The organism is Leucobacter iarius (assembly GCF_039530105.1).
Classification (GTDB): domain Bacteria; phylum Actinomycetota; class Actinomycetes; order Actinomycetales; family Microbacteriaceae; genus Leucobacter; species Leucobacter iarius.
The window spans coordinates 1,904,467-1,930,788 of sequence record NZ_BAAAOB010000001.1 but is presented as its reverse complement, the minus strand read 5'-3'; the positions used below and the strand labels follow the sequence as shown (position 1 = coordinate 1,930,788).

The 26,322-nt window shown below is 71.1% G+C and carries 13 protein-coding genes and 1 tRNA gene; 6 read left to right on the top strand and 8 right to left on the bottom strand.

The window, feature by feature from the left end:
- Window positions 1–71: 71 nt before the first annotated feature.
- Window positions 72–1,805: a trypsin-like peptidase domain-containing protein gene (locus ABD169_RS08680; protein ID WP_344031436.1), complete on the bottom strand. Its 1,734-nt coding sequence runs from the start codon at window positions 1,803–1,805 to the stop codon at window positions 72–74.
- 270 nt (window positions 1,806–2,075) lie between these two features.
- Entirely contained in the window at window positions 2,076–4,445 is a 2,370-nt protein-coding gene (locus ABD169_RS08675; protein ID WP_344031434.1) for a hypothetical protein, read from the bottom strand.
- Window positions 4,446–4,695: 250 nt separating this feature from the next.
- Between ABD169_RS08675 and ABD169_RS08670 the strand changes: the two genes are divergently transcribed.
- Window positions 4,696–4,772: transfer RNA gene (locus ABD169_RS08670), tRNA-Met, on the top strand.
- Between the two features lie 330 nt (window positions 4,773–5,102).
- On the opposite strand, the gene ABD169_RS08665 is transcribed toward ABD169_RS08670, so the two are convergent.
- Together ABD169_RS08665 and ABD169_RS08660 are read right to left on the bottom strand one after the other, a co-directional pair.
- Entirely contained in the window at window positions 5,103–8,135 is a 3,033-nt protein-coding gene (locus tag ABD169_RS08665) for a UPF0182 family membrane protein (RefSeq protein ID WP_344031432.1), read from the bottom strand.
- Between the two features lie 68 nt (window positions 8,136–8,203).
- Window positions 8,204–9,367 (bottom strand): YlbL family protein, encoded by a 1,164-nt coding sequence (locus ABD169_RS08660; protein ID WP_344031430.1) that lies wholly within the window; start codon window positions 9,365–9,367, stop codon window positions 8,204–8,206.
- 173 nt (window positions 9,368–9,540) lie between these two features.
- Between ABD169_RS08660 and ABD169_RS08655 the strand changes: the two genes are divergently transcribed.
- Both ABD169_RS08655 and ABD169_RS08650 read left to right on the top strand, forming a co-directional pair.
- Window positions 9,541–10,995 carry a zinc-dependent metalloprotease gene (locus tag ABD169_RS08655; protein WP_344031428.1) on the top strand — a complete coding sequence of 485 codons (1,455 nt, stop codon included), beginning with the start codon at window positions 9,541–9,543 and terminating at the stop codon, window positions 10,993–10,995.
- Between the two features lie 141 nt (window positions 10,996–11,136).
- On the top strand, window positions 11,137–12,135 hold the full coding sequence (locus ABD169_RS08650) for a hypothetical protein (protein WP_344031426.1): 999 nt from the start codon (window positions 11,137–11,139) through the stop codon (window positions 12,133–12,135).
- Here ABD169_RS08650 and ABD169_RS08645 read toward each other — a convergent pair.
- A complete protein-coding gene (locus ABD169_RS08645) occupies window positions 12,116–13,804 on the bottom strand; it encodes an ATP-dependent helicase (protein WP_344031424.1) in 1,689 nt (562 codons plus the stop codon). The genes ABD169_RS08650 and ABD169_RS08645 overlap by 20 nt on opposite strands.
- Window positions 13,801–14,706, bottom strand: coding sequence for an NAD(+) diphosphatase (gene nudC / locus ABD169_RS08640; protein ID WP_344031422.1), 906 nt, complete (start codon window positions 14,704–14,706; stop codon window positions 13,801–13,803). The genes ABD169_RS08645 and nudC overlap by 4 nt, the downstream gene beginning before the upstream one ends.
- A gap of 84 nt (window positions 14,707–14,790) precedes the next feature.
- Here nudC and ABD169_RS08635 point away from each other — a divergent pair, with 84 nt between their 5' ends.
- Window positions 14,791–16,095: a phosphotransferase gene (locus ABD169_RS08635; protein ID WP_344031420.1), complete on the top strand. Its 1,305-nt coding sequence runs from the start codon at window positions 14,791–14,793 to the stop codon at window positions 16,093–16,095.
- A gap of 141 nt (window positions 16,096–16,236) precedes the next feature.
- On the opposite strand, the gene ABD169_RS08630 is transcribed toward ABD169_RS08635, so the two are convergent.
- On the bottom strand, window positions 16,237–19,911 hold the full coding sequence (locus ABD169_RS08630; protein WP_344031418.1) for an ATP-dependent helicase: 3,675 nt from the start codon (window positions 19,909–19,911) through the stop codon (window positions 16,237–16,239).
- Window positions 19,908–23,156 carry a PD-(D/E)XK nuclease family protein gene (locus tag ABD169_RS08625; protein WP_344031416.1) on the bottom strand — a complete coding sequence of 1,083 codons (3,249 nt, stop codon included), beginning with the start codon at window positions 23,154–23,156 and terminating at the stop codon, window positions 19,908–19,910. Before ABD169_RS08625 ends, ABD169_RS08630 begins: the two co-directional genes overlap by 4 nt.
- A gap of 122 nt (window positions 23,157–23,278) precedes the next feature.
- On the opposite strand from ABD169_RS08625, the gene ABD169_RS08620 reads away from it, so the two are divergent.
- Together ABD169_RS08620 and ABD169_RS08615 are read left to right on the top strand one after the other, a co-directional pair.
- Window positions 23,279–25,924: a penicillin acylase family protein gene (locus ABD169_RS08620; RefSeq protein ID WP_344031414.1), complete on the top strand. Its 2,646-nt coding sequence runs from the start codon at window positions 23,279–23,281 to the stop codon at window positions 25,922–25,924.
- A 166-nt stretch (window positions 25,925–26,090) separates the two neighbouring features.
- Window positions 26,091–26,315: a DUF3107 domain-containing protein gene (locus ABD169_RS08615; protein ID WP_046455633.1), complete on the top strand. Its 225-nt coding sequence runs from the start codon at window positions 26,091–26,093 to the stop codon at window positions 26,313–26,315.
- The last annotated feature ends 7 nt before the right edge of the window (window positions 26,316–26,322 follow it).

The window sequence follows — 26,322 nt, the reverse complement described above, 5'->3', positions numbered from 1 at the left end:
CACCGAAGGGGCGGTCGCTCGGTGCGACCGCCCCTTCGTTCGAGTCGGGTTCCGCGTGCGCGGTGGCGGGCTCAGTACTTGAGCGTGCCGAGCGTCGCGGTGGTCTCCTCGGTCTTCCCGTTTCGGATGTACTCGAGCTTGACCTTGCTTCCGCCCTCGTGCATGCGGATCAGGCCGGACACGGAGGTTCCGGACGAGGCGGGGACGCCGCCGACGGAGGTGATGATGTCCCCGGCCTTGAGGCCGGCCTTGTCGGCCGCGCTGCCGCTTTCGACGGAGCGGACCAGTCCGCCGGCGTGGCTCGCGTCGCCGGAAGGGTCGGACACCGACGCTCCGAGCAGGCCGTGGCTCGGCTGCTTGCCGTCGATGAGCGCGTCGGCGACGCGGGTGACCAGGTTCGACGGGATGGCGAAGCCGAGGCCCACGCTGCCGGCGGTCTGCTGGTCGCTGCCGTTCGAGGCGATGGCCACGTTGATGCCGATCAGCTGTCCGTCTCCGTTCAGGAGCGCGCCGCCGGAGTTGCCGGGGTTGATCGAGGCGTCGGTCTGGATGACCGGGAGGGTCACCGTCCCGCCGGAGGACTGCTGCTGGCTCTGCTGCCCGCCGTTCGATCCGCCGTTGCTGCCGGACCCGCCGTTGCTGCCGCCCTGGCCCGGATCCTGGAATCGGAAGTCCCAGGGGAAACCGTTCCCGTCGTTCGATCCGCCGTTGCTGCCGGATCCGCCGTTGCTATCGGATCCGCCGCCCTGATCCGGGGACTGCGTGTTGTCGGGGATGAGCGGGCTGCCGACGGAGATGCCTCGGTTGAGCGCGCTGATCACGCCGCTGGTCACGGTGCTCGCGAGGTTCAGCGGGGCGCCGATCGCGACCGTCATGTCGCCGACGTTGAGCTTGTCGGAGTCGGCCACCTTGATCGGGGTCAGGTCGGTGGCTTCGACCTTCACGACCGCGAGGTCCGCGTAGGGATCGACGCCGACGGTCTTGCCCGCGAGGATCCGACCATCGCTGGTCATGACGCGGATCGTGGGGTTCTTGCCGGCCGCGCCGTCGAGCGTGACGACGTGCGCGTTCGTGATGATGTAGCCGTCGGCGCGGTAGACGACACCGGAACCGGATCCCTGCGAGGAACTGCCGGAGACTTCCAGCGTCACGACGCTCGGGGTCGCCACCGCGGCGACGCCGGAGACGTTGGTCGCGGTGCTCCCGTTCTTGAGGGTGAGGGTTCCACCGTGGCTGCTCGTGCTGGCCGAGTCGTTCGAATTCGCTGCCACGACCGCTGCGGCTCCGCCGCCGACGAGACCGCCCACGAGCGCTCCGATCGCGAGCCCGGCGAGCAGTGCACCGCTGCGTCCGCGACCTTGCTGGGGAGCTGCGACGGCCTGAGGTGCGGCGTGCTGCCCGGATGCGTACTCGGGCGCCTGGCCGAACGCTGCACCGGGCTGCTGAGCGAACTCGTGCTGCCCCTCGGGCTGCGCGGCGTACGCGCCGGCTGCGCCCGGGTACGGAGCGGCGGCCGGCGCACCCTGCGGATACGTCTGGGCCGCGGGGACTCCGTAGTGCTGGGCGACGGGCTGCTGGGGCAGGGTCTCGGAGAGCTGCACGGTCGGCTGGGTGGCCTGCGGAAGCGCCTGCTGCGGCTCGGCCGCGGGCACCTGCTCGACGGGCTGCGCCTGCTGCTCGGGTACGGTCGGCTGCGCTGCCGTCGCCTCGTTCGGTGCGCCCGGTGCGGGCACCTGCGGCACGCCGCCCTGCGGTGCCTGCCCGGACGGAGTCTGTGCGGGCTCGTGTTCAGGAGTCGTACTCATTTGGGGGTTCCCTTCTCGATGCACCCAGACTGCCCACCAATCCTATGAAATTGACTTGTGCATGCTCCATAACCGCCCCGAACGACTCGGCACCGGGCTCGGGCCAGATTCCGGGGCCGGAATCCGGAACGGGAAATCCGGCCCCGGCGGGCGCCGGGCGGAGCTTTCGCTCGCACCGGCACCCGCCCGCGCTGGCCTCGCTCACCGAGCCTCGGGGTCCGGACCGGTTCCGACCCGATTCCGGCCCGCGGGGCTCGACTCCGGAGTCGCTCAGGGCGCTGTCGGACGCGCTTCGCTCCTCCGCCGAACACCGCCGCGCCGGCGCACGGATCGCAGGACCAGGATCGCCGCTCCCAGGACGAGCGCGGATCCGGCACCGACCGCGGTCCAACCGGGAGCGGCGCCCGTACGCGGCAGCGCATCCGCTTGGACGACCGCCGGCAGCTCCTCGGCTTCCGCCCCGATGATCGTCCGTTCGGCTTCCAATCCGCATTCGCCGCGGTGCAGTTCGACGCGCGGGGCGCCCGGTTCATCGCCGGGAGCAGTGGCCGTCTCGACCCAGTACCCCGTGCCAGCGCTGCGGGCGCTGAGCTCCGGAGAGTCGAACCGTCCGGCTTCGGAGATCGAGATCGCGGCAGTACGGCCGACCGGCTGGGCGAGGCAGCGCGCCTCGGCGCTCAGCGTTTCGAGTTCGGAGGCGGTCCAGCGCAGGAGCGCCCCGTTCGCATCGCGCTTCGTCCGCCAGCTCTCATCGAACTTCGGTTCGCCTGCCCTCGGTTCCAGGTAGAACGTGAAGTCGATCTCGGTCCCCGCCGGTACGGTCCCCTCGACGATCGCCCGATCCCGGATTCCGTCGCCGACGAGCGCTCGCGCCTGCGCCTCGGTGCGGATGCTCGGGAGTGCGATCTCCGCGGTCTCGTCGGGGACCCCGTAGTCGTCGCACCAGTCTTCGAACGCGCCGACCGCGCGAGGGTCCTGATCCTCCTGCCGCAGGCACGCCTGCACGGTCACCCAGCCGCGGGTCCCGTGCGGGAGTTCCATGGGTTCGCTCTCGACCGTGCCCGGCCCACCGACCTCGACGAGGGCAGTGGCGAGTTCCGGGGCGGCCGTCGGCGCCTCCGACCGCCGCTCGGGGCGCTGCTCGCTCCCGTATGCGGTCAGGCGGATCCTCGCCGGAATCCGCTGTCCGGCATCGTCCCGCAACCAGACACCGTGCTGCAGCTCGACGGTTACGCGATCGCGGAACGTTCGCCGGTCCCAGCTCAGCCCGTCCGCCGAGATCCGGGTCCCCCAGCGCAGGGCCGTGGCCACGCGATGCTGTTCTTCGGGCATTCCGAACCGATCCTGGAACCGATAGTCGGGATCGATCAGCCCCACCGTCCTGACGCTCTCCGGCTGCCGCTCCCCTCGAATTCGCCAGACCCAGACGTAGTAGCCGGACTCGTCGGGCGCGGAGTCCGCAGAGGCCTCGTACTCCCCCGGGCCTCGCGAGGCGAGCAGTTCCGCTCGCGCCGCGACGGGCGCGCCATCGGGAACCCGTTCCGTTTCGGCGGGGGCCTGCGCGAAGGGCCCGTAGACCGTGCCTTCCGCACGAACCGGAGCGTGCTCGATCTCCCCCTTCCGCATGCGCCAGGGCCAGGGATTGCTCCCTTCGGCGACCCCGAGCGTCACGGTGTCCGCGAAACGATCCCGGTCCCGGGTCAGGTCGATCTGCTGCACACGTGTCGTCAGCACCGGTTCGAAGCGTTCATCGTGCTCCAGCGACGCCGGCTCGAAGCGCCCGTCGGCTCGGGCCTCACCGGGCCCGATCCCGGCGCCGAGCCGCTGCTGCGCATCGACCGTCGGCGGGTGCAGGCGCAGCGAATCCGGCCACTGCCTGCTCGATCGCGTCCACGTGCCTTCTGCGGTGACGACCCGTTTGCGTTCCCACCCTTCGGCATGCAGGTCCACTCGCCAGGCGACCGTACCGGCAGCACCACCGGCAATCGCCTTCGTCGTCGAGCCGTCGCTGAATCGGGCGCCGGCAATGGTGACCGAGGTGGTCCCGCTCGGATACGCGAGCCCGCCGCTGCGGAATCCGTCGTCCGCGCGAAGAGTCAGGGCGCCGGGTGCCTCGACTCGCACCGGAACCGCATTGGCGACGGCCTCGCTCGCCAGCGCACGAGCTCGTTGGACGATATCCGCCGCACCGTGCGCTTCGGCCCAGGAGATGTGGTGCTGCATCCAGGCGTCGGTTCCCGGGTCCGGCCGGACCAACCACACCGCGAGCTGCACAGCGGCAGCGGCACGAGGCTCCCGGGTCCCTCCGTGCACCGACAGCAGGTAGTTCATCCGGCGGATGACCTCTCCTCCGGCGGCAGCGCTCGACACCGCGCCGGACCACCCGGTCGGATCGAACGAGGTCGTCCAGAAGCCGGGGAGCTCGGTGACGATCGCCGGTTCTCGTTGAGCCCCGGCCGGCATCCTGCCCCCGGGCTCCAAGCAGTACACGATCTCGCCGTTCGACGACCGGAAGTTTCCGAGCTCCCAACCCGCGATGGACACGACATCGGCGGTTTCCGCTGCCCTCGCCGCGGGAGCTCGGTCGATCGTCAGGAGCGTCAGGAGCAGCGCGAGCACGAGCGTCCCCACCGCCAGCACGGTGGCGGCCTTTCCCGGAAGAATCCGGCCGAGAACGGGAGCACAGATGCTCGGTGGCGGCACCGCGCGTATTCGGGGAGGCAATTGCATGGGTCTCCTTTCGCGGCGGAGGATCCGCCGGGCGACCAGGATGCGCAACGATCCGCTCCGCGAGGGCGCTATCCACACCAGCTCCGACACGCCCGGGATGCGGCTTTCCGAGCCCCGACTTGCCCTTCGCGCAGCCCGGGGTTAAAGTTAATTCTTGTGCCGCGGGGTGGAGCAGTTCGGTAGCTCGCCGGGCTCATAACCCGGAGGTCGTAGGTTCAAATCCTGCCCCCGCAACCATGAGGAAGGCCCTGATCAGGTGTTTACACCAGATCAGGGCCTTCCGCCTTTTCCTGAGCTTCTTCTCGCACGCCGGATCACGTCGCGCAATCTGCGTTCTCCCCCGGACGAGCCCTCCTACTCACGCAGCCGCGCACACGGTTCGCTGAACGCGGCACGAGCGGGTCGCTGAAGAGCGCACCCGCGGCTCGCCACCTCAGCAGCGATCGGGCTGTGCGTTTGCGCACGGTGTGCGGGACTAAGGCGTCCTGCGGCGCTGCCGCACACGCGAAGAGCGGTCGGCCCCGGAGAACCGGGGTCGACCGCTCTTCGCGTCTCAGCGCAGCAGAACTACTTCTTGGGTTCTGCCTTCAACGCAGCCTCGAGCGCCGCCTTGAGCTGCGCGTCGGCCTTGCCGTAGGCCGTCCAGTCACCGGCCTTCATCGCTGCATCGCGGTCCGCGATCGCCTGCTTCATCTGTGCCAGCGCGGACTGCAGAGCGGAGTCGCTCCCGCCGGTCGAACCGGACCCGCCCGAATCGGTTCCACCCGAGGAACCGCCGGACGAGCTCCCGCCCCCGTTGTCGACGGGGGTATCGCCGTCGCCTGCGCTCGCGCCCGAGTTGCCGCCGAAGAGGCTGTCGAGCGCGGCATCGAGCGTGTCCTCGAAGGCGATACGGTCACCGAAGGAGACCAGGACCTTCTGCAGCGTCGGGAAGCTCGTTCCCGACGAGGCCTTCACATAGACCGGCTGCACGTAGAGGAGTCCCCCGCCCATCGGCAACGTCAGCAGGTTGCCGCTCAGGACCTGGCTCTCGCCCTGCCGCAGCAGGTTGAGCTGACTCGACACCCCGGAGTTGGTGGTGAAGCTGTTCTGCACCTGGCCGGGCCCGGGGATGGTGTCGCCCTTGGGCAGCGTGAGCAGCTTGAGCGTTCCGTACCCCTCGGCGATCTTGCCCGAGGTCGATCCCGCGTTGGCGTCGGCCGCGAGGTATCCGGTGAGGATCTCTCGCGAGTTCTCCTTGCGCGACTTCGGAATGTACGTCGAGTAGATCGAGTATGTCGGTGCCGCCTTCGCGCCCGCGGACAGCGTGAGGTAGTACGGAGGCTGCCTCGTCACCGAATCGGTCTCGGGCACCGCCGCGGCCGCGCCCGAGGTCGCGGTCGTCGCGGTGCGCTGCTGCTGAGCTGTCTTTGCCACCGGGTCGTCGGGGGTACGCCAGGCATCCTCCGCCGAGTAGAACGCGCCGGGGTCGGTCACGTGATACGTCGCGAGCATCTCGCGCTGCACCTTGAACATGTCGCTCGGGTAGCGCACGTGGCTGAGCAGGTCGCCGCTCATCTTCGACACACTGGTGAGGGTACCCGGGTAGACCTTGCCCCATGCCTGCAGCACGGGATCCTTGTCGTCCCAGGCGTAGAGCTTGACCGAGCCGTCGTAGGCGTCGACCGTCGCCTTGACCGAGTTGCGGATGTAGTTGATCCGCTTTCCTACCTCATTCGCGTTCTGCGAGTGGACGTCGGACTTGAGGTTGGTCATGTCGGACATCTGCGAGTACGGGTAGTCGGCCGAGGTCGTGTACCCGTCGACGATCCAGACGACGCGTCCGTCCACTACGGACGCATAGGGCGCGGTGTCCAGGGTCAGATAGGGCGCGACCTTCTGGACTCGGGTCACGGGGTTGCGGTCGTACATGATCTGCGACCCATCGACCACGGAGCCGGAGAGCAGGATCTCCATGTCCTGGAACTTCAGCGCGTAGATGAGCCGCGTGAAGAGCCCGTCGAGCTTCGGACCGCCGTCGCCCGAGAAGGTCGTCAGGTTCTGGCCGCCCTTCTGCTCCTTCGCGTCGGCCGCCTTCGTGTCACCGGTCTTGCCGCTCTCGGCCGACTCGGCGTTGCTCTCGGCGTCAGCCGGGTAGTCGACCTCGATCGGCTTGTCGTGCTTGCCACCGACGATCGAGTAGGTCGGCGAGTTCTGCCCGAAGTACACACGGGGCTCGAAGGTGCCGAGCTTGCCGCTGGTGGGGATGCCGCTCTCGAGGAACACCGGCTCACCGCTCGGAGAGCGCTGGTTGCCGTAGGCCGCGACGAGGCCGTAGCCGTGGGTGTATACGAGGCGCTGGTTGTACCAGCCCTGCTGGTCCGACACGTCGATGTCGCGCACGGCCGAGACCGTGTCCTCGACCTTGCCGTCGATCGTGTACCGGTCGACACTCAGCGGGTTCGGGAACTTGTAGTACTGCTTGCTCTGCTCGAGCTGCGCGAAGGTCGGCGACACGATGGCCGGATCGATGATGCGGATGTTCGAGGTCGCGACGGCGTCGTTGCGGAGCGCGCCGGCCTCGGCCGTGGTCTTCGCGTCGTAGTACTCGGTCTGCACCTTGTCGATGCCGTAGGCGGCACGGGTCGCTTCGATGTTCCGGCCGAGGTACTCGGCCTCCAGGCGCTTCTCGTCGGGCTTGACCTGCAGCGTCTGCACGCCCCAGGGGTAGCCGACGCCGATCACCAGTGCGGTGACGACGAACAGCGCGGTGCCGATCACGGGCAGACGCCAGCGACCGGTGAACGCGGTGATGAGGAAGAGGATCGCGATGATGATCGCGATGCCGGCGAGGATCTGCTTGCCCGGGATGACCGCGAACACACCTGAGTAGGTCGCGCCCGTGAACCGGCCGCTGTCGTCGGTCAGCGTGCGGTACTGGTCGAGCCAGAGGCTGAGACCCTGGAGCAGGAGGTACAGACCCGCCAGGATCGCGGACTGCACGCGGGTGGCCTTCGAGATACGGGTGTCGCGTCCGGAGAATGCGATGCCGCCGTAGAGGTAGCTCGTGACCGCACCCGCGATGAGGCAGATCAGCACGACCGCCGAAGCGAAGCCGACGACTCCCTGCCAGACCGGCAGATCGAACATGAAGAAGGAGATGTCGATCCCGAATTCGGGATCCTTGGTGCCCACCGGCGATGAGTTCAGCCAGAGCAGGACGCGCTCCCACGACGCTGCGGCGGTGGCACCGGCGAAGAGGCCGATGACTGCCGGGAGCACCCACTTGATCACCCGGCGCAGGGGCTCGACGAGTTCCTGATAGCGGTCGAGCTGCGCGGTGAGGCGCGCGTAGACCGGGCGCTTCCGGTAGGCGATGTCGATCGCGAAGAACACTGGGACGGCCATCCCGAGGAACCCGACGAGGAACATCGCGGCTGTGGCGATCCACTGAGTGGTGAACACCGAGAGGAAACCGAGCTGCTGGTACCAGAGCACCTCGGTGGCGACGGAGGCGACCGCGAGGAACGCCAGGATGAGGATGACGACGAGCGCGATGGTGATCGCGATCGGAGAAATGCGGCGGCGCCCGGTCGTGTTCGGGGCTGTCTGATCGGTCACGTGTGATCTTCCGGTCGAAATCGGGCAGATGCTTGAATTCCGGACAGCCTACCGGTCGCCCCTGACACTCAGCCTCCGGAACCCGCGCAGCGCTCCGATACGGTCGGGGTCGGCTTGCCCGCGGCGGCGTCCTGCACGGCCTCGAGCGCCTCCGCGAAGGTCGAGACCGGAACCATCCGCAGGCCCTTCGGGAGCGAGCTCGGCAGATCGGCGCAGTTCGCCATCGGGAAGAAGAAGAGGTCGGTCCCCGCGCGCTCCGCGCCCGCGAGCTTCTGCGGCAGCCCTCCGATCGCGCCGACCGCGCCCGACTCGTCGATGGTCCCCGTGCCGCTCACCCGCAGCCCTCCGGTCAGGTCTCCGGGCGTCAGCTTGTCGTAGACGGCGAGAGCGAAGATCGTTCCGGCGCTCGGCCCGCCGATCCCTTCGACCTCGACCCGGACCTTCACCGGTATGTCGAATCGGGATCCCGCCAGGATCCCGAGCTGCGGCGAGGATCCCGAGTCCGTCGCCCGCGGCGTCACGCGCACCGTCTGCGATTTCCCGCCCCGATCGATCGCGAGCTCGACCGCGCCGTCGGCCCGCTGCAGTCCGTCCCGGAGCTCGGTGAGGCTCGTCACCGGTCGCCCGTCGATCGAGCGGATCACGTCCCCGTCCTTGAGGATCCCCACGGACGGTCCGCCGTCGACGACTCGACCGACCACGAGCTCGGCGGGTACCTTCCGGCCGAGGGCGTTCAGCGCCGCCACCGTGGCGAGATCCTGCGACGAGGTCATGAGGGCGGCGTTGGCCTCGTCCCGCTGTTCCGCGGTGGTGCCCTTCGGGTAGATCTGCTCCAGTGGCACCAGCTCCTGATTCGGATCGAGCAGCGCCGGCACCAGGGAGAGCCAGGAGTTCGGCTTCTGCGGCGTGCCGACCAGAGTCACCGTCAACAGGTTGAGCGTCCCGGAGGTCGGGTAGGTCTTCTCCCCTGAGATCGTGATCAGCGGCGTGCCCTTTCCGCCGCCTTCGACAGTACCGAGCGTGTCGACGACGGGCCCCGGACGCTCGATCGCATAGGGCGACGGGATCACCGAGGCGAGGAGGACGAGGATCACCGCAACCGCGACAGCGTAGAAGAGCGCGCGCCCACGGCGTCCGCCTTCGGGGCCGCGCAGATCGGTGTCATGGAACGCGAGCGATCCGGTGCGAGCGCCTGCTCGCTCTGCGGCGTGGGACGGGGTTTCTGCGGGCACTGCGCCAGAGTAGCCCGTCGAGCCCATGCGCGGACTGAGCGTCGACGGATGACGGTCCGCCCGCCCGGGGACGTTCGCGGTGGGCGCAAAGGAATCCCGGGGAAAACCGCGGATTCCCCGGACGATCCCGGGGGCCTTGCCCTACCGTTGTGGTAACACCAGGAGGTCGGCACATGAGCACCGATTCGCACGATGGCGAGGGCCGCGGGCCCGAAGACGAGCAGAACACCCCTGACGATCAGAACGATCTGCAGCGCATGCTGCGCGAGTTCCTCTCGGGGAACGGTCCCGCGGGCGGGATCGATCCTTCCGCCTTCGCTTCGGCGGCGGGGCTTCCCATCGACCAGCAGGCCCTGCAGGGGCTCATGAACACGCTGCAGAACGCGATGCGACAGCCCTCCGACGGGATCGACTGGTCCGTCACGCGCCGCACCGCGATCGATGTCGCCGCGGAGGGCGGCGAAGGGGGCGATCGCGCGCAGGTGGAGCGCGCATTCCCCGTCGCCGGACTCTGGCTCGACGAGGTGACCGAGGTGGGTGCGGCTCCGGACGCTCCGCGGGCGATCACCCGTATCGAGTGGGTCCAGGCCACCATCGACACCTGGGTGGGATTCGCTGAGCCGGTCGCGGAATCCATCACCCGGGCGCTCATGGAGGCGCTCACCTCCCAGCTCCCCGAGGAGCTCGGCGAGTCGCTCGCCGGCGCAGGACCCATGCTGCGCAGCGTCGGAGGCGCGCTGTTCGCCACGCAACTCGGAACCGTCGTGGGCAAGCTCTCGCGCGAGATCAGCGCGGGCGGCGACATCGGCATCCCGCTCCTCACCGGCCCCGGACGAGAGGGCGGTGCCCTCCTTCCCAGCGGGGTCGCGGCGTTCGCCGAAGGACTCGACCAGGATGCGGAGGCGGTCACGCTCTATCTCGCGGTGCGCGAACTCGCGCACGCGCGGCTGTTCCGCCACGCGCGCTGGCTGCGGCAGCACCTGCTGAGCGCCATCACGGACTACGCGCGAGGGATCCGGATCGATACCGACCGCATCGAGGAGCTGGCCTCGGAGCTCGACATCGAGCGTCCCGAGCAGGTCCAGGAGATGCTCGCCGGCGGCGCGCTCATCCCGCCGAAGACCGCCGAGCAGGAGGCCGCGCACGCGCGCCTCGAGAACACGCTCGCCCTCATCGAAGGATGGGTGGACGCGGTCACCGCCGATGCCGTGTCCCGCCTGCCCGGCGCCGACGCCATCGCCGAGATGGTCCGACGCCGCAGGGCGACCGGAGGCCCGGCGGAGCACGCGTTCGGAACGCTGGTCGGACTCGAACTGCGTCCCCGACGTATGCGCGAGGCCGCGGCCGTATGGCGTCTCGTCGCCGAACGCGGCGGGATCTCCGCGCGCGACGGACTCTGGGCGCACCCCGACCTGCTGCCGACCGCGGAGGAACTCGACCATCCGGCCCGCCTGCTCGAGCGCATCGGTCTGGCCGGGGATCCGGAACCGGAGGCCGACGAGTTCGATCGCGAACTGCAGAAGCTGCTGGCGGGCGGACTCGAGGGGCTCGACGGCCCCGCATCGCCCGCGAACGATTCCGACGGTGATGCGAACCCCGATGAGGAGCCCCGGCCCCCCGTCGTCTGAACCCCGTGGCCGGTGCGGCGGGACCGAAGCCGTCGGACTTCGCCCCGCACACCGGTCGGACTCAGCAGCGATCGACCGTCCGCGCTCACGCTCCTGTGGATAGCGGAGCGGTACGCGTTCCCGGATCGCACACTGGTCCGCATGCATTCCACCGCGTATGACCTCCCGTCCCCGCCCGACACCGAGCCCGCAGACGACGTGCGGCTCGACCCCGATCTACCGCTCGGCTTCGACCGCCGCGGAGCACTCCGCCTGGGTTTCGACACTCCGGTCGCGCGCATCGACGGCCTCGGTGCCGGGGTGGAGCGGTTCATCGCCGCGCTCCGCGCACCCGTCCCCCGCTCCCGGCTCGCTCAGGTGGCGCGGCGGTGCGGGGTTCCGACGCAGCAGATCCCCGCGCTGCTCTCCGAACTCGAAGAGGCCCTGGTACCTGCCGCGCCTCGAATGCGTCCGGGTTCCACCGTGCCGCCTCCGTCAGAGATGCCGCTCAACGCCAGGCGCGTCAGGCTCATCGGCGACGGCCTTCCTGCGGCAGCGCTCCGGTCGATGCTGGAACGGTCCGGATGCCGCGTGCTTCCGCAGCGCTCGGCACGCGGGCCGGCGGCCCCGGCCGACCTCGTCGTCTTCCTCTCGCGCTTCGGGTGGCCGGTCACCGGTTCGCAGCACGCACTCGCCGCGGGCACCCCGCACCTGGCGGTGCGCTTCTCGGACCGGAGCGTCGAGATCAGCCCAGTGATCGCTGGGAACGGCTCCCCCTGCATCACCTGCCTCGCGCTGCACGATCGGGATCGGGATCCGGATCAGGTCGACCTCGCGATCCAGCTTCGGGAGACCGTTCCGGCGAGCGAGACGGCCGAGACGAGCGAGCTCGCCGCCGCTCTGGTGATCCGAGCCATCGCGGACGCGCGACGGGAGGTCTCCCCGGTCTCGGGAGGCGCTCAGGGACTCCGCCTGTCCTGCCGACGCGGCGCGGTTCTCGAGATCCCGTCTCCGAGGCCGGCTCGCCCGCACCCGTCGTGCGACTGCCATTCCTTCGAATCCCGCGAGCTGAGCGAGACCGTCGTCGACGCGCCCCGAAGGAACGCTCAGCGCCGCGGATTCGCCGCGACCGGAACGGACCTCAGTGCTCGGTCAGCGTGATGCCGGCTTCGGCAAGGAACCGGGACGGCATCCGCGCTGCTCTGGCTCCCGCGGCGGAACCCGACAGGCGGAGCTCGTCCCGCGCTCGGGTGAAGGCGACGTAGCAGAGACGCCGCTCCTCATCGATGTCCTCCTCGTCTACGGCGTGGGCGATCGGCAGCAGCCCCTCGCTCAGACCGACCACATGGACCAGGGACCACTCGAGACCCTTCGCGGCGTGGATCGCGCTGAGGGTCACCGCTTCGAGGGTGGGCTCATGATGAGCCTTCTGCCGGGCCAGCAGCTCTTCGCTGAACGCGTCCATGGTGGTTCCCGCCGGCATCTCGTCGACGAGGGAGAGAATCGCGCCGAGCGCCTCCCAGCGTTCGCGCTGGGCCGCGCCCTCCGGTTCCTGCGAGGTCCATCCGCACGAGCGCAGCACGTCGCTGACCACCTGGAACAGCGGGCGCGGATCGGCGACCTTCGCCTGACCGCGCATGAGCAGTACCGCCTGACGCACGTCCGCGCGGTCGAAGAAGCGCTGGCCGCCGTGCACGCGACTGCCCACGCCCTGGTGCGCCAGCTCCGTCTCCACGCGGGCCGACTGCGCGTTCGTGCGAGAGAGCACCGCGATCTCGGACGCCGGGGTGCCCGCCTCGATGCTCGCTCTGATCGAAGCCGCGACGGCAGCCGCCTCGTCATGCTCGGACGCGAACCACTCGACGCGGGGCAGTTCGTCGCCCTCGGACTCCGGTCGCATCGCGCGCAGCGTGAGCGCCCCGGGTCGATCCCGCATCAGGCGGTTCGCCGTCTGCACGATCGGTGGGGTCGAACGGTAGTTGCGTTCGAGACGGAACTCCCGGGCCCCCGGATACTCGGCGCCGAAGCGCAGCAGCGGCGTGCTCGATGCCCCGGCGAAGCCGTAGATGGTCTGGCTCGCGTCGCCGACCACGCAGACGTCGTTCCGATCTCCGAGCCAGACCCTGAGCAGCGCGTGCTGCAGCGGCGAAACGTCCTGGTACTCGTCGACGGTGAAGAAGCGGTACCGTTCGCGCACGTGCACCGCGGCGCGCGGCTCGGTCTCGAGCATGCCGGTGAGCAGCAGCAGCACATCCTCGAAGTCGATCTGGCGCCGGGCCTCCAGCAGTTCCGTGTAGGACTCGTGCACCTGGATCAACTGCTCCGCGCTGATCCCCTGCGGCACGGGGCGCTCGTCGATCCTGGCGGCGTATCGTTCGAGGCTCAGCATCGAGACCTTGCGCCACTCGATCTCGGACGCGATGTCGCGCAGCGCCTCGGACGGCAGACGGAGACCCATCGCCTCGACCGCCTGCGAGACCGCGGCGACCTTGCCCGGCAGCACCTGGGGCGCCGTCCCTCCGACGAGCTGCGGCCAGAAGTGCCCCAGCTGGGCGAGCGCGGCCCCGTGGAACGTCTGCGCTCGAACGCCCTCGGCGCCGAGCGCTCTGAGCCGGGACTGCAGCTCCCCCGCGGCCTTCCGCGTGAAGGTCACGGCGAGTACCCGGTCCGGCGCATAGGCACCGGACTGGACTCCGTGAGCGATCCGGTGGGTGATGGTCCGGGTCTTCCCGGTGCCGGCTCCCGCGCGCACGGCGACGGGGCCCCTGAGGCACTCCGCGACCTCGCGCTGCTCGGGATCGAGCCCGGCCAGCGGATCCTCTCGGATCATGCCTCGTCCACCCAGCGGTCGATCAGCCACCGGGCGATCGAGAGCGGGCCGGGAAGGCGGACGCCGGGAGGAGGGGTCCGCAGTTCATCGCGCGTGAACCAGCGCAGCTCGGAGATCTCTTCGGGATCGGGAGCCAGAGCTTCCGGATCGAAGCCGGACTGCAGGCTCGCGTGGAAACCGAGCATCAGCGAGCGCGGGAACGGCCACGGTTGCGAGGCGATGTATCGGATCCGATCGACCGGAACGCCGGCCTCCTCACGGATTTCGCGCACCACGGCCTGCTCAGCGGACTCGCCGGCATCGACGAAGCCGGCGAGCAGGGAGAACCTGCCCGTCTCCCACAGTGCGTTCGAGCCGAGCAGGGCGCGTCCCTCGTGCTCGACGAGCACGATCACGGCGGGGTCGGTGCGCGGGAACAGCAGCGCCCCGTCGGGATCGGTTCGAGACCATCCGCCCCAGCTCGGGTGCGTCGGCCGGCCGTCCGCGGGCGAGAAGCCCGCCGATCGATGCCATGCTGCGAGAGCGAGGCCGGCGGTCATGAGCTCTCGCTCGCCGTCGCTGCGCAGGCCCTCCAGTTCGAGCGGGTTCACCCACGAGACGGAGGCGCCGACCCTCTGCGCGTCGCCGTCATCGGCGGCGCCGAACTCGACGAACACCGGTGCACCATCGAGGCGGCCCAGATACGCGTGCTCGTCTCCGAACGCGCCCCGGACGGGCGAAAGCGCGAGCCGGGCGCCGCCGTCCGCCGCAGCATCGAGTACGGGCACTCGGGAACCGCGCAGCGCGAGCAGGCGCGCCGCGGGATCGGACCAGGCCGCGGCGAGCAACCCGGAATCGGTGCGGGTCGCAGCATCCCGGTCGAGCGTCCCGCTCGAGAGCGGCGGCAACGGAGTCGCGGTCATCCGATCGTCCTTTCTTCCCCGTGAGCTCCCCGCAGATGCGCGTGGCGTACGGCACGAAATGCGCCGCCTGCCTACGCTGAGTGCATGGCCAGCTCCCCATTCACCCTAGCCGCGCTCGCGACCTCCGCGGTGCCCGGACTCACCGTCTCGGCACTGGACATGAACGAGGATCGCAGCGGGGAGTTCGTGTCGGCCAGAATCGTCGGCGACGGCCGCGACCTGCTCGTCCGCGTGCCGCGCACCCCCGCAGCGGAAGTCGCCCAGTCCGCCGAGCTGCTCAGCCTCGCCGCACTCGCCGAAGGCGCGCGGGCCGCGCTGCCCTTCGCCGTGCCCGAGACGCTCGGCCTGACCCGCGCCGGAGACTCCCGCGCGGTCGTCACCACGCTGCTCGACGGAGCCCGCATCGACGTCGAGGACCTCGAATCGGACGCGCTCCTCCTGCAGTCCATCACCGAAACCATCGCAGCGATCCACGCGCTCCCGACCGCACTGGTGCAGCAGGGCGGCCTCCCCGTCCGGGACGCCGTCGAAGTCCGCGCCCAGGTCGCCCGGCTCGTGGACCGCGCCCAGCGCACCCGCCTCCTGCCCGAGACCGTGCACCACCGCTGGATGGAAGCGCTCGAATCCACCGCGCTCTGGGACTTCGCTCCCGCGCCGGTGCACGGCGCCTTCACCGCGGAAGCGATCCTCGTCGCCGACGACCGGATCACCGGCGTACTCGACTGGTCCGAATTCGCCGTCGGCGACCCCGCCGCGGACCTCGCCTGGCTCCTCGCCGCCGGCGACGAAGTCTTCGAATCCGTCCTCGCCAGATACGCCGCGATCAGCGACACCGGCCACGTCGGCTGGATCCGCGCACGCGCCAAGCTCTACCGAGAACTCGAAGTCGCCGAATGGCTCATGCACGGAGTCGAAGCGCACGACCAGGAGATCGTCAGCGATGCCGTCGCCATGCTCGACCGAATGGTCGACCGACTCACCAAACTGACCTCCCCCGTACCCATCCGCACCGGACTCGGCACCGCCGAAGTCGCACAGCTCCTCGAAGAGACCCCCGAAGCACCCGACGGGCTCTCCGAAACCGCCGCGTTCGAGGCGCTCGACGAAGACCGCATGTTCCACGCCGACACTGACTTCATCGAACCGCTCGACGAGCACCCGACCGAACCAGGCACCGCCAACGATTCCGAACCCGGAGCATCGACCGAAGCCCCCGACGAGTCGCGCACCGACGCGCAGGACCCGTCCGAGCACGACCACGCCGACCCATCGGAAGCGGCCGACCCGTCGGAAGCCGCCGACCGCGAGGCCGCAGCATTCGACGAGGACGCCTCCGAGCAGGTCACCGACGTCATCGAGCCCCTCGGCGACGAACCCCGCAAACGCTGACCGACGCCCGACTCGGCAGGGCCCGACCGGGCGGGGCCCGACTCGACCGAACCGGACCCGACGCGACCCTTCCGGGCGAACCTCCGCCGGGTGCCGGGTCCTTCCCCGTCGCAAGAATCCGGCGATCTCGCGCCGCAGGCCTCAGTCCAGGCGCGCCTCGAGGCTGCGGCGAGCCGTGAACCAGCGCCGCTCCAGTTCGTCGAGACCGAGCGGCTGCTCGTCGCGGAGGATCACGTCGTCCGCGACGTAGTAGAGAGTGGCATCGATCCGGTCGAGCGGCGTGCCCGTCCAGCTCGCCCACGCGTGCCGATACAGCGCCAACTGGTAGAACCGGGTCTCCCGCTCCGCGTCGTCCCTCGGCGCCCGACCCGTCTTCCAGTCGACGATCTCGACCCGGTCCCCGTGACGGAACACGGCGTCGAGCTTGCAGACCAGCCGGTTGCCCGCGAACGGCAGGGAGATCTCCTGCTCGACCGCGATGGGCTGCAACTCGGCCCACTCCGAACGCTCGAAGTTCGCGATGAGCTGCTGCAGCGCGCGCTCCTCATCGTCGTGCCCGTCGACGGGCACGACCGCGGACTCGACGGGCTCGCCGATCACACCGGACGCGCCGAACGCGACCTCAGCGTCGGGCAGCTCCGGCGCGCCGAACGAGTCGGAGAACTCGCCAGACTCTGCGAAGCCCGTGGCATCGATGACCCCGGATTCCCCGGGCTCGACGACGAACGCGCCGTCGCCGAAGCCGGGCAGCGTGAGCCGCGTGCCCACGGCCGTGGAGCTGCGGCGCTCGACCCATTCGTGGAACCGGTTGCCGACGCGCGTGCGCCGGTAGGGGCGCTGCGGAACCGGTCGGAGGCGCGCGCGCTCGGCGGCTTCCGGCTCGTCGACGAACTCGTGGAACGTCGACGCGGTGATCCGTTCGACCGTCGCGGCGCGGCCTGTACCGGCACCTGCGCCGAACTCCGTGTCGTCCCCGCTGCGGTCGTCCGCGTCGGCGGCCGAGTCGGTGCCTGCGGCCGAGTCGGTGCCTGCGGGCGAGTCGGTGCCGGCGGCCGAGCCAGCGTCGCCGGCCCGAGCGCTGAGCGCAGAGCGCGCCCGCTCGCGTTCGGCGAGGAGGAGCTCGACGATCGGGTCGACCGGCGCACCGCCTCCCTCCGGCGCACCGCCCTCGGAGAGGCGTGCCTCGACGGCCCCGGCCGCCCGACGCACCGCATCGGCGCGGGCGCCCAGCGGGTCGAGGGGCCACTCGAGGACCGTCTCCTCGGACGCGCTCGGATCGCTCTCGTGGGCGCTCCCGTCGGCGATCGCGGGGATGAGGCCGGCATCGGCGAGTTCGATCAGATACGTGGACGCTCCGCGCGCGCGGGTCTGCCCGCCCCAGAACGAACCGCTCATGAAGAGGCGCTTTGCGGCGCGCGTGACGGCCACGTACGCCAGGCGACGCTCCTCGGCCGCGAAGCGCTCGGCCAGTGCCTCACGGTAGCCCGTGATCCCATCGCGCACGTCCTGCTGCGTCGACGCGATGCGCCAGGCGAGATCGGGTCGCGCTGCCGCATCGCCGCGGAGCTCGTCGGGCAGCTGGCCCGGGCGAAGCCATCCCTTGGAGTCGCGTCCGCGTCCCGGGAACTCCTGGTCCACGAGTCGGGGAATCGCCACCAGGTCCCACTCGAGCCCCTTCGACCCGTGCACGGTGATGAGCTGCACTGTTCCCGGTTCGGGCTCGGGAACGTGCTCCGCCGCCGCGTCGTCCTCGGTCGCGAGTTCGAGCCAGGCGAGCAGGCTGGGGAGCGTGCCGTCCCGATCGACCGCGAGAAAGGCGTCGACCGCGTCGGCGAACGCGTCGAGGTTGGCGCGGGCGGAGGCCGCCCCGTCGTGACCGCGGGCGGCGTGGGCATCGAGTTCGATGTCGAGCCGCAGGGCCTGCTCGACCGCGCGGAGCAGCTCGGGGATCGCGCCTCCGACGAGCTGGCGCAGCTGCCGCAGCATGATGCCTGCCTCGCGGATCCGCTGCCGTCCGGTCGGACTGATGTCCTTCAGCGCGGTGTGGTCGAGCGAGGCGAGCCCCGCGATCTCGTCGACCGCGTCGATGGTCGTGAACGCCTGATCGGGGTCGGGCAGCACGCCGCCCGTGCTGCGGTCGGCGTCGTCGATGCGCTGATGCGCCACGTCGCGCTCCGCGAACCAGCGCGCGGCCCGGACGAGCCCGTCGAGGTCCGCCACGCCCACGCGGAATCGCGGGCCGCCGAGCAGGCGGACCAGCTCGCTCCCCGCGTCGGCGAACCAGAGGCAGCGCAGCGTGGAGACGAGGTCGGTCACCTCGGGTGTGGTCAGCAGGCCGCCGACGCCGACGATGCGGTTCGGCACGCCGCGATCCGAGAGCGCGCTCGCGAGGGCGGGCATGACCCGCCGGTTACGGCAGACGATCGCTGCGGTGGGCCACTCGCCCGTCGCCTCGCGGTGCGCCGACCGCGCCTCCCGCATCCAATCGGTGAGCGCCGCTTGCTCCTCGTGCAGCGTCTCGGGGTAGGCGACCTCGAGAGTGCCCTCCTGCGCGCCGGGCCTCGGCGCGAGCTCGGGGACGTCGATCGCGGCCTCCGACCGCAGGGGGCCGGCAAGCACGTTGGCGGCGCGGAGCACCAGCTCCGGGTTGCGCCAGCTGGTCGACAGGGTGAGGGTCGCGGCGCGCTCGGGGCCCGCCCCGCGGAAATCGCGGTGGAAGGATTCGAGGCCCTCGGCGGAGGCCCCGCGCCAGCCGTAGATCGACTGGTGCGGGTCGCCGACGGCCATGACCGGGAGTCCCGCGAAGATCCGGGACAGCAACCGGGTCTGTCCGACCGAGGTGTCCTGCACTTCGTCGAGCAGCACGGCGCGACTCCGGCGGCGCAGGGCCGTCACCGCGTCCGGTGCGGCGTCGAGGATCCGTACCGCCAGCGCGAGCTGATCGGAGAACTCCATGAGGCCGCGCCTGCGTTTCTCTTCGGCGTAGGCGCGCGCAAGGCGAGTGATCAGCGCTGTCGAACGCACATCGGCGACGGCGTCGCGCACCGGCGCGTAGACCTTGCCGCCCGGCGGCTTGCCGACCTCTTTCTCGGAGTAGGGCAGTTCGACGACCCGAGCGAACTCGTCGATCACCAGGTCCACGCGCTCGAGCGAGGTCAGGTGGTCGGCGACCTCGTGATCCATGCGCAGCACCTGCGAGACGAGCTGCGCGACCGAGCGATCGTCGTCGAGCAGGGCGGGATCGTCGCTCGCGAGCACGACCTCGCGGGCGATCCGCCAGGCGGAGGCCTCGTCGATCAGCGCGGCGTCCGATGCCAGTCCCGCCGAGGCGCCGAACTCCTGCACCACCGATGCGGCGAAGGAGTGGTAGGTGCTCACGCTGGGCAGGTCCAAGCCGTCGGACAGCTGTTCGCGGAGCGCGGCCGCACGCGCGGACTCGGGCGGCGTGAGCAGGCCGCGCTCCTCCGCGTCGTCGAGGGCGACGGAGAAGCCGGCGAGACGGCGGGAGATGCGCTCGCCGAGTTCGCCGGCGGCCTTGCGGGTGAAGGTGAGGCCGAGGATCTGCTCGGGTGCGACGACGCCGTTCGCGACGAGCCACACCACGCGGTTCGCCATGGTCTCGGTCTTGCCGCTGCCCGCGCCGGCGATGACGAGCGCGCTGCCCGCGAGCGGGTGCTCGATCACGCCGCGCTGCTCCGCGGTCGGCGCGAGGACCTGCCCGTCGGGGCCGGCGAGGAGTTCGGCGATGCGGAGGGGGCCGAACGCGGGGACGACCGGTTCGCCTCCCTCGGGATGCGCGTGCGGCTGCGGACTCACGAGTGGCTCACCGCCGGAACGATGTGGATCGCGCAGGATCCGGGACGGTGCGGATCGCTGCAGTGATGCTCGACCCGCGCGGTGAAACGGTCGCCGGCCATGACCCCCGCCGCGGCGCGAATGCGTTCGCGGAACGCGCGCTGGGCGTCCGCGTCGAGCGGCTCCTGCCCGGCCTCGGTGAAGGTCGTTCCGGCGCGCACGGCCTTCGGGTGCACGAACAGGAGCCGCGCACCTCCGTTGCCGGGCAGTCCCGCGGGTACGGCGTCGGTCTCGTGCGCGAACGCGCCCATGATGACTCCCAGCTGATAGGCCTGCAGCTGCGCGTGCTCGGCGAGGTCGGCGGCGCTCGGGCGGAATCGGCCCGTCTTGAGGTCGACGACCGACCATTCGACCCCGCCGTCGGTTCGGGTGGTCTGCTCGATCCGGTCGGCCGAGCCGACCAGCAGCGCGCGGTCGATGCGCGCCTCGAACCGGGCCTCGCTGTCGATCAGTTCGCGATCGGAGCGGGTGAACTGCGCCAGGTAGTCGGCGAGCCCGGTCGCCATGGCCCGTGCCGTGCGCCGTCCCTGCTCGGACTGCCATTCCGACTCGAACGGCAACCGGTCCCACTCGGCGAGCACTGCGTCCATCAGCGCATCCACGTCGGGGGTCTCGGCGGTCTCCATCGCGTGGTGGAGCAGGGTGCCGAGCCCGGAGCTCGCGCCGCCGTCGGGGCCCGCGAGTCGCGACACCACCCAGTCCAGCGGGCACTGCTCGGACTGCTCGAGCTGCGAGGGGCTGACCCGCACGACCGCGTCGGGGTCGCCGCCGAGATCGACGAGCGGCGCGTCCGTGCTCGGCGGAAGCACGCCGTACCACTCGTCAGGGCGAGCGCCTGGGACCGCGGCGTCGGCCAGAGCGGCGAGGGACGCAAGCGCTACCGCGTCCGCGGGATCGTCCTCGAGACGACGTCGCATCTGCGCGACGGAGCCGCGCAGCGTGAGCCGGGAGCTCGGCGGGGTCGGCACCTCGTGCGCGGCCCCGAACCCGAAGAAGGGGCTCGGATGCTGCTCGTCGTCGGAGACGCCGAGCACGAGCAGCTCGGTGCGGGCGCGGGAGCAGGCCTGCAGGAACAGTCGGAGCTCGTCGTGCAGGGTTTCCCGCCGTGACGGCGGTTCCGCGGGTCCCCCGCGCAACCAGCGCTCGAGCGCCGCGGTGCCCAGCATCGCGCCCCGGCTGCGCAGATTCGGCCAGGCGCCGTCCTGCGGACCGAGCACGCAGACGACGTCGAACTCGCGGCCGACGGCGCCCTGCGGGGTGGTGACGGTGACCGTGCTTCGTTCGCTGCGCCGAGCGAGCGAATCCTCGGGAACCGCCCGGTCGAGCAGCGCCTCGATGAGCTCGGCCACGGGCTGGCTGCTCGCCTGCTCCTCGTGGCGCTGCAGGCTGAAGAAGAGCCCCAGCACGGCGTCGAGCGATCGGTTCGCCTCATCGGCGACGATGCCGCGGCCGGTCAGCGCGTCCTCCTGCCAGCGTTCGGAGAGCCGGGTGCGCTCCCAGATCGCCCACAGCGTCTCGCGTGCGGTGCCGCCGGATTCGGCGACCCCCCGCCCCGCGGCCGCGATGAGACCGATGCGCCGCAGCACGCGCCCGCCACGGCTGTCGATGAGCGGCTGATCGCCGGGGAACGCGAAGGCCTCGGCGACGAGTCCCTCGATCGCTTCGGTCGGCCGGTCGTCGGCACGCGCGCGACGGCGCTCGTGCAGCGAGAGGCCTGCGCGCAGTCGGCGCAGAGCCACTGGATCGAGCCCGCCGATGGTACCTCCGGCGATGTCGAGGATCTCGGCCGGTCGGAGATCCGAGATGCCGAGCGCATGCTGCAGGAGGCGGAGCAGCTCCCGCACGATGCGGTGCTCCCCCGGGACGATGCCGCCCGCGCCGACGTCGGTGGGGACCTGGAGTCCGGCGAGCGCTCGGGCCGCCCGGGTCGCCTCGCCGCGGCTGCGGCAGAGCACCGCCATACGGTCCCAGGGCACCGCGGCGATGCCGTCGAGTCCGAGTCTGCGGCGCCTGAGCCGGTGCGCGACCGCACCGATCTGCTCGGCCGTGGTCGAGGCCCGAGCGAAGGCGATGCGGCTGTCGCCCGCCTCGGCGCCATCCGATGCGGCGGTATCGGCAGCAGCAGCAGCGATCGCGGCGCGCTGCGCTCCGACGCCGGCCGCACCGATGCGCCCGCTGAGGCCCGCGACGAACGCGCGGAGCGGCGCCGTCTGGCGGTGCACGACCTCGAGCACGACCGTCTGCGGTTCGGGGGCGGCTTCGGCGCGGGTGCCCGCGCGTCGGAGCGCCCCGGCGAGATCGCTGAGCACCTCGGTGCTCTCGCCGTGGAACGCGGCCGTCGCGATGTCGGGGTCACCGAAGACCCAGATGCGCGCGCCGCGGTCGGCCAGCGCTGCGAGCAGCGCCAACTGCCCCTCGCCGAGGTCTTGAGCGTCGTCGACGAGCACGATCCTGGGCGCCCGGAACTCGACGCCGGACTCGCGCACCGCGCGGGCGGCCGCCGAGAGCAAACCGCTCGCGGAGCGCTCCCCGGGGTGCTCGACGGCGAGCCGCCGTTCGACCGGAACGAGCAGGCGGAGCGCCGCGATCCACCGGGACGCGAGCGCCGCATCCGGCGCCCGCGAGACCCGTTCGCCGGCACTCGCGCGCGCGGCGTCGACGATGCGCTGCGACAGCGCCTCCGAGTCCCAGCCGAAGTCGTCGACGATGCGCGCCAGCTCACGCAGTTCCGCGCGGAACGCCGGGCTCTGCACCGCATCGACGCCGATGAGCTCGCGCACCTCGGCAGACGCCGAGATCGCGGGGTCTTCGATGGTCGCGGAGATCGCTTCGTCGTGCGCCGTTCCGGTCAGCAGGCGGGGCGCCGGCGCGCCCCGGGACGCTGCGTCTTTGGCGAGCAGTCCGAAGGCGAAGGCCGTGAAGGTGCGCGCGGGGGTCGACTCGATCGGTCGGCCCAGGCGGTCCTCGATGCCCGAGCGGAGCCGCCCCGCCGCGCGCCGGTCGGCGGTGAGTACCAGCAGTTCCCGGTCGAGGGAGAATCCGCCCTCGCCCGCCCGATCGGCGGCGTCGGTCGCGGCGCGGATCTCGCCCACCGCGACCTCGATCAGCACCGAGGTCTTCCCGCTGCCCGGAGCCCCGAGGATGCGTGCGTGCCGAGCCCGGTCGAGCGCGAGCGCGCGCGACTGAGATGGGTCGAAGGAGGGCATGCGGCAAGCCTAGTGAGCGCCTCCGACATCGACGTTCCGAGCACGATTCGACGGCCGGCGGAGTCCCCCGCCCGTGGCAGACTACGGGGACCGGATCCCTCGAACCACCGGAGGTCTTCGCAATGACGCACGCCACCGCAGCACCGGCACCGCGCACCGAGCGTCGGGCGCATCGCAGGCCCCGCCGAGCGCTCCGGGTGCTCGGATGGGTGCTCGCGGCCCTCGTCGTGATCGCGCTCGTCGCGGCGGGTCTCGGCGCCTGGACCGTCGCCCGGTCATTCCCCCAAACCACGGGGACGCTGCCCGCCGAGGGGCTCGACCGCGCGGTCACGGTGCAGCGAGACGCGAGCGGGATCCCCACGATCACGGCGGACACCGGCCACGACCTGTTCTTCGCGCAGGGCTTCGTGCACGCGCAGGATCGGTTCTGGGAGATGGACTTCCGCCGCCACCTGACCAGCGGCCAGCTCGCGGAGCTGTTCGGCGAATCGCAGGTCGGGACCGACAAGTTCCTCCGTACGCTCGGCTGGCACCGCATCGCCGAGCAGGAGGTCCGCGACCTGCCGAAGGAGGTCCGCGCCTACTACGAGGCCTACGCGGACGGCGTCAACGCCTACCTCGCGCAGCGATCCGGTGCGGACCTGTCGCTGGAGTACGCGGTGCTCGACCTGCAGAACCCCGGCTACGCGCCCGAGAAGTGGACCCCGGCCGATTCGGTCGCCTGGTTCAAGGCGATGGCGTGGGATCTGCGCACCAACGTGGACGAGGAGTCGACGCGCGCGCTGCTCGCGCGGACGCTCGATCCCGAGAGCCTGGCCGAGCTCTACCCGCCGTACCCCTTCTCGGAGCATCCGACGATCGTCGGGAACGAGAACGGGAACGGAAGCGGATCATCGCCCGCGAACGCCGGGTCCCCCGCGGCCGCCGGGTCCCCCGCGTCCGCCACCGGACCGATCGGTACCGCGGGCCTGTCGGAGGACGCCGCGCGGGCGATCGCGACGGTGGATGCGCTGATCGGAGCCCAGGGCGAGGGGATCGGCTCGAACTCCTGGGTGGTGTCGGGCGTGCACACCGCGACCGGCGAACCGCTGCTCGCGAACGATCCGCACCTGGGCGCGGCACTGCCCTCGGTCTGGACCCAGATGCAGCTGCGCTGCTCGACGGTGGGCCCGGACTGCCCGTTCGCGGTGGCCGGGTTCAGCTTCTCGGGACTGCCGGGGATCGTGATCGGGCACAACGAACGCGTCGCGTGGGGCTTCACCAATCTCACGACCGATGTCGCCGACCTGTACGTGGAGCGCATCGACGGCGATCGGTACTGGAAGGACGGGAAGCTGCACCCGCTCGAGACGCGGCGGGAGACGCTGAAGGTCGCGGGCGGTCCGGACGTCGAGTTCCAGGTGCGTACGACGGGGCACGGCCCCGTCGTATCGGGTCTGACCGATGACTTCACCGCGATCGCGGGAACGCCGCGGATCGGGCGGGGCACCGGATCGGCGGAGCGGGCGGAGGCGCCGGGCGCCGGGACGGCTCGGCTCTCCGGCGAGTACGCCGTGAGCCTGCGGTGGACGGCGCTCGATCCGGGGACGACCGCGGAGGCGATCTTCCGGCTCGATCGGGCGGAGGACTACGACGACTTCCGTGCGGCGGCCGAGAAGTTCGATGTGCCCGCGCAGAACCTGATCTACGCGGATGTGGACGGCAACATCGGGTATCAGGCGCCGGGCCGGCTGCCGATCCGCGGGGCCGGGGACGGCTGGCTCCCGCAGCCCGGCTGGGACAGCGTGTACGACTGGACCGGCTTCATCCCGTTCGAGGAGCTGCCGCGGAGCTACAACCCGCCAGCCGGATACATCGTGACGGCGAACAACGCGATCGTCCCCGACTCGTACCCCTACTTCCTCAGCAGGGATTGGGACTACGGGTACCGCGCGGCGCGGATCACGGCCCTGCTCGACCGGAAGATCGCGGAGGGGCCGATCACCGCCGACGATCTGCGGGAGATCCAGGCCGACGACCGGATGCCCGCCGCCGCCTCGCTGCGGCGCGCCTACGCGGGGATCTCGGTGGAGGATCCGAAGGTGCAGGCCGCGCTCGACGGGCTCCGCGATTGGGACGAGCAGAACCGCGCGGATTCCCCCGTCGCCGCGTTCGCGAACGTGCTCTGGAACCGGGTGACGGCGCTGATGGTGGGCGGCGGGTCCACCGCGATCCCCCGGGACGATCAGTCGCGATTCGCCGTGTTCTTCTCCGAGCAGCTGCGGGATCCGGGGTCCCGGTGGTGGCGGAACGCGAAGGCCGGGATCACCTCGCGCGATGCGCTGCTGGAGCGCGCCGCGAACGAGGCGTACGCCGAGCTGGTGCGGGCGCAGGGTTCGGACGCGTCGCGTTGGAACTGGGGCGAGCTGCACGCGCTGACCCTGCGCAGCGGGACCTTCGGCAAGAGCGGGATCGCGCCCATCGAGGCGCTGTTCAACCGCGGGCCGTTCCCGGTCGGCGGCGGGTCCGGGGTCGTGAACGCGACCGGCTGGGGGCTCGACGAGGGCTACGAGACGTCGACGGTGCCCTCGATGCGCATGGTCGTCGACGTGTCCGATTGGGATGCGTCGCAGTGGATCAACCTGACGGGCGCCAGCGGGCACGCCTTCCATCCGCACTACACCGATCAGACCGGGGACTGGGCCGCCGTCCGCTCGCGCCCCTGGGTGTTCAGCGCCGCGGCGGTGTCGGCGACGACGCGCGACACGCTGCGGCTCGAACCCCGGTGAGCGGCGTCCGCGGGGTCCTGCGCCGACAGCGAACGGCGGCATCCAACCGGGTCCCGGCCCGGCGGCGCGCCATAGACTCGGATCAGATCCGGTGCCCGAGCACCGGCGGCCCGGTCGGCGCGTCGCTCGGTCCGGAGCCATCAGACCACTCACTCAGGAGGCCCCCGTGGAAGTTCGCATCGGCATCATCCAGTCCCCGCGCGAGATCAGCTTCGAGACCGACGCGTCGGCGGCCGATCTGCACGCCGCCGTCGAGGCCGCGCTCGAGGGCGGCAAGTCCGTCGTCAGCTTCACCGACGCGAAGTCCCGCCAGTACCTGGTGCCCGCGGCGGCGATCGCCTACGTCGAGATCGGCGGCGACACCGGGCGCAAGGTCGGCTTCGTCAGCTGACCCCCTG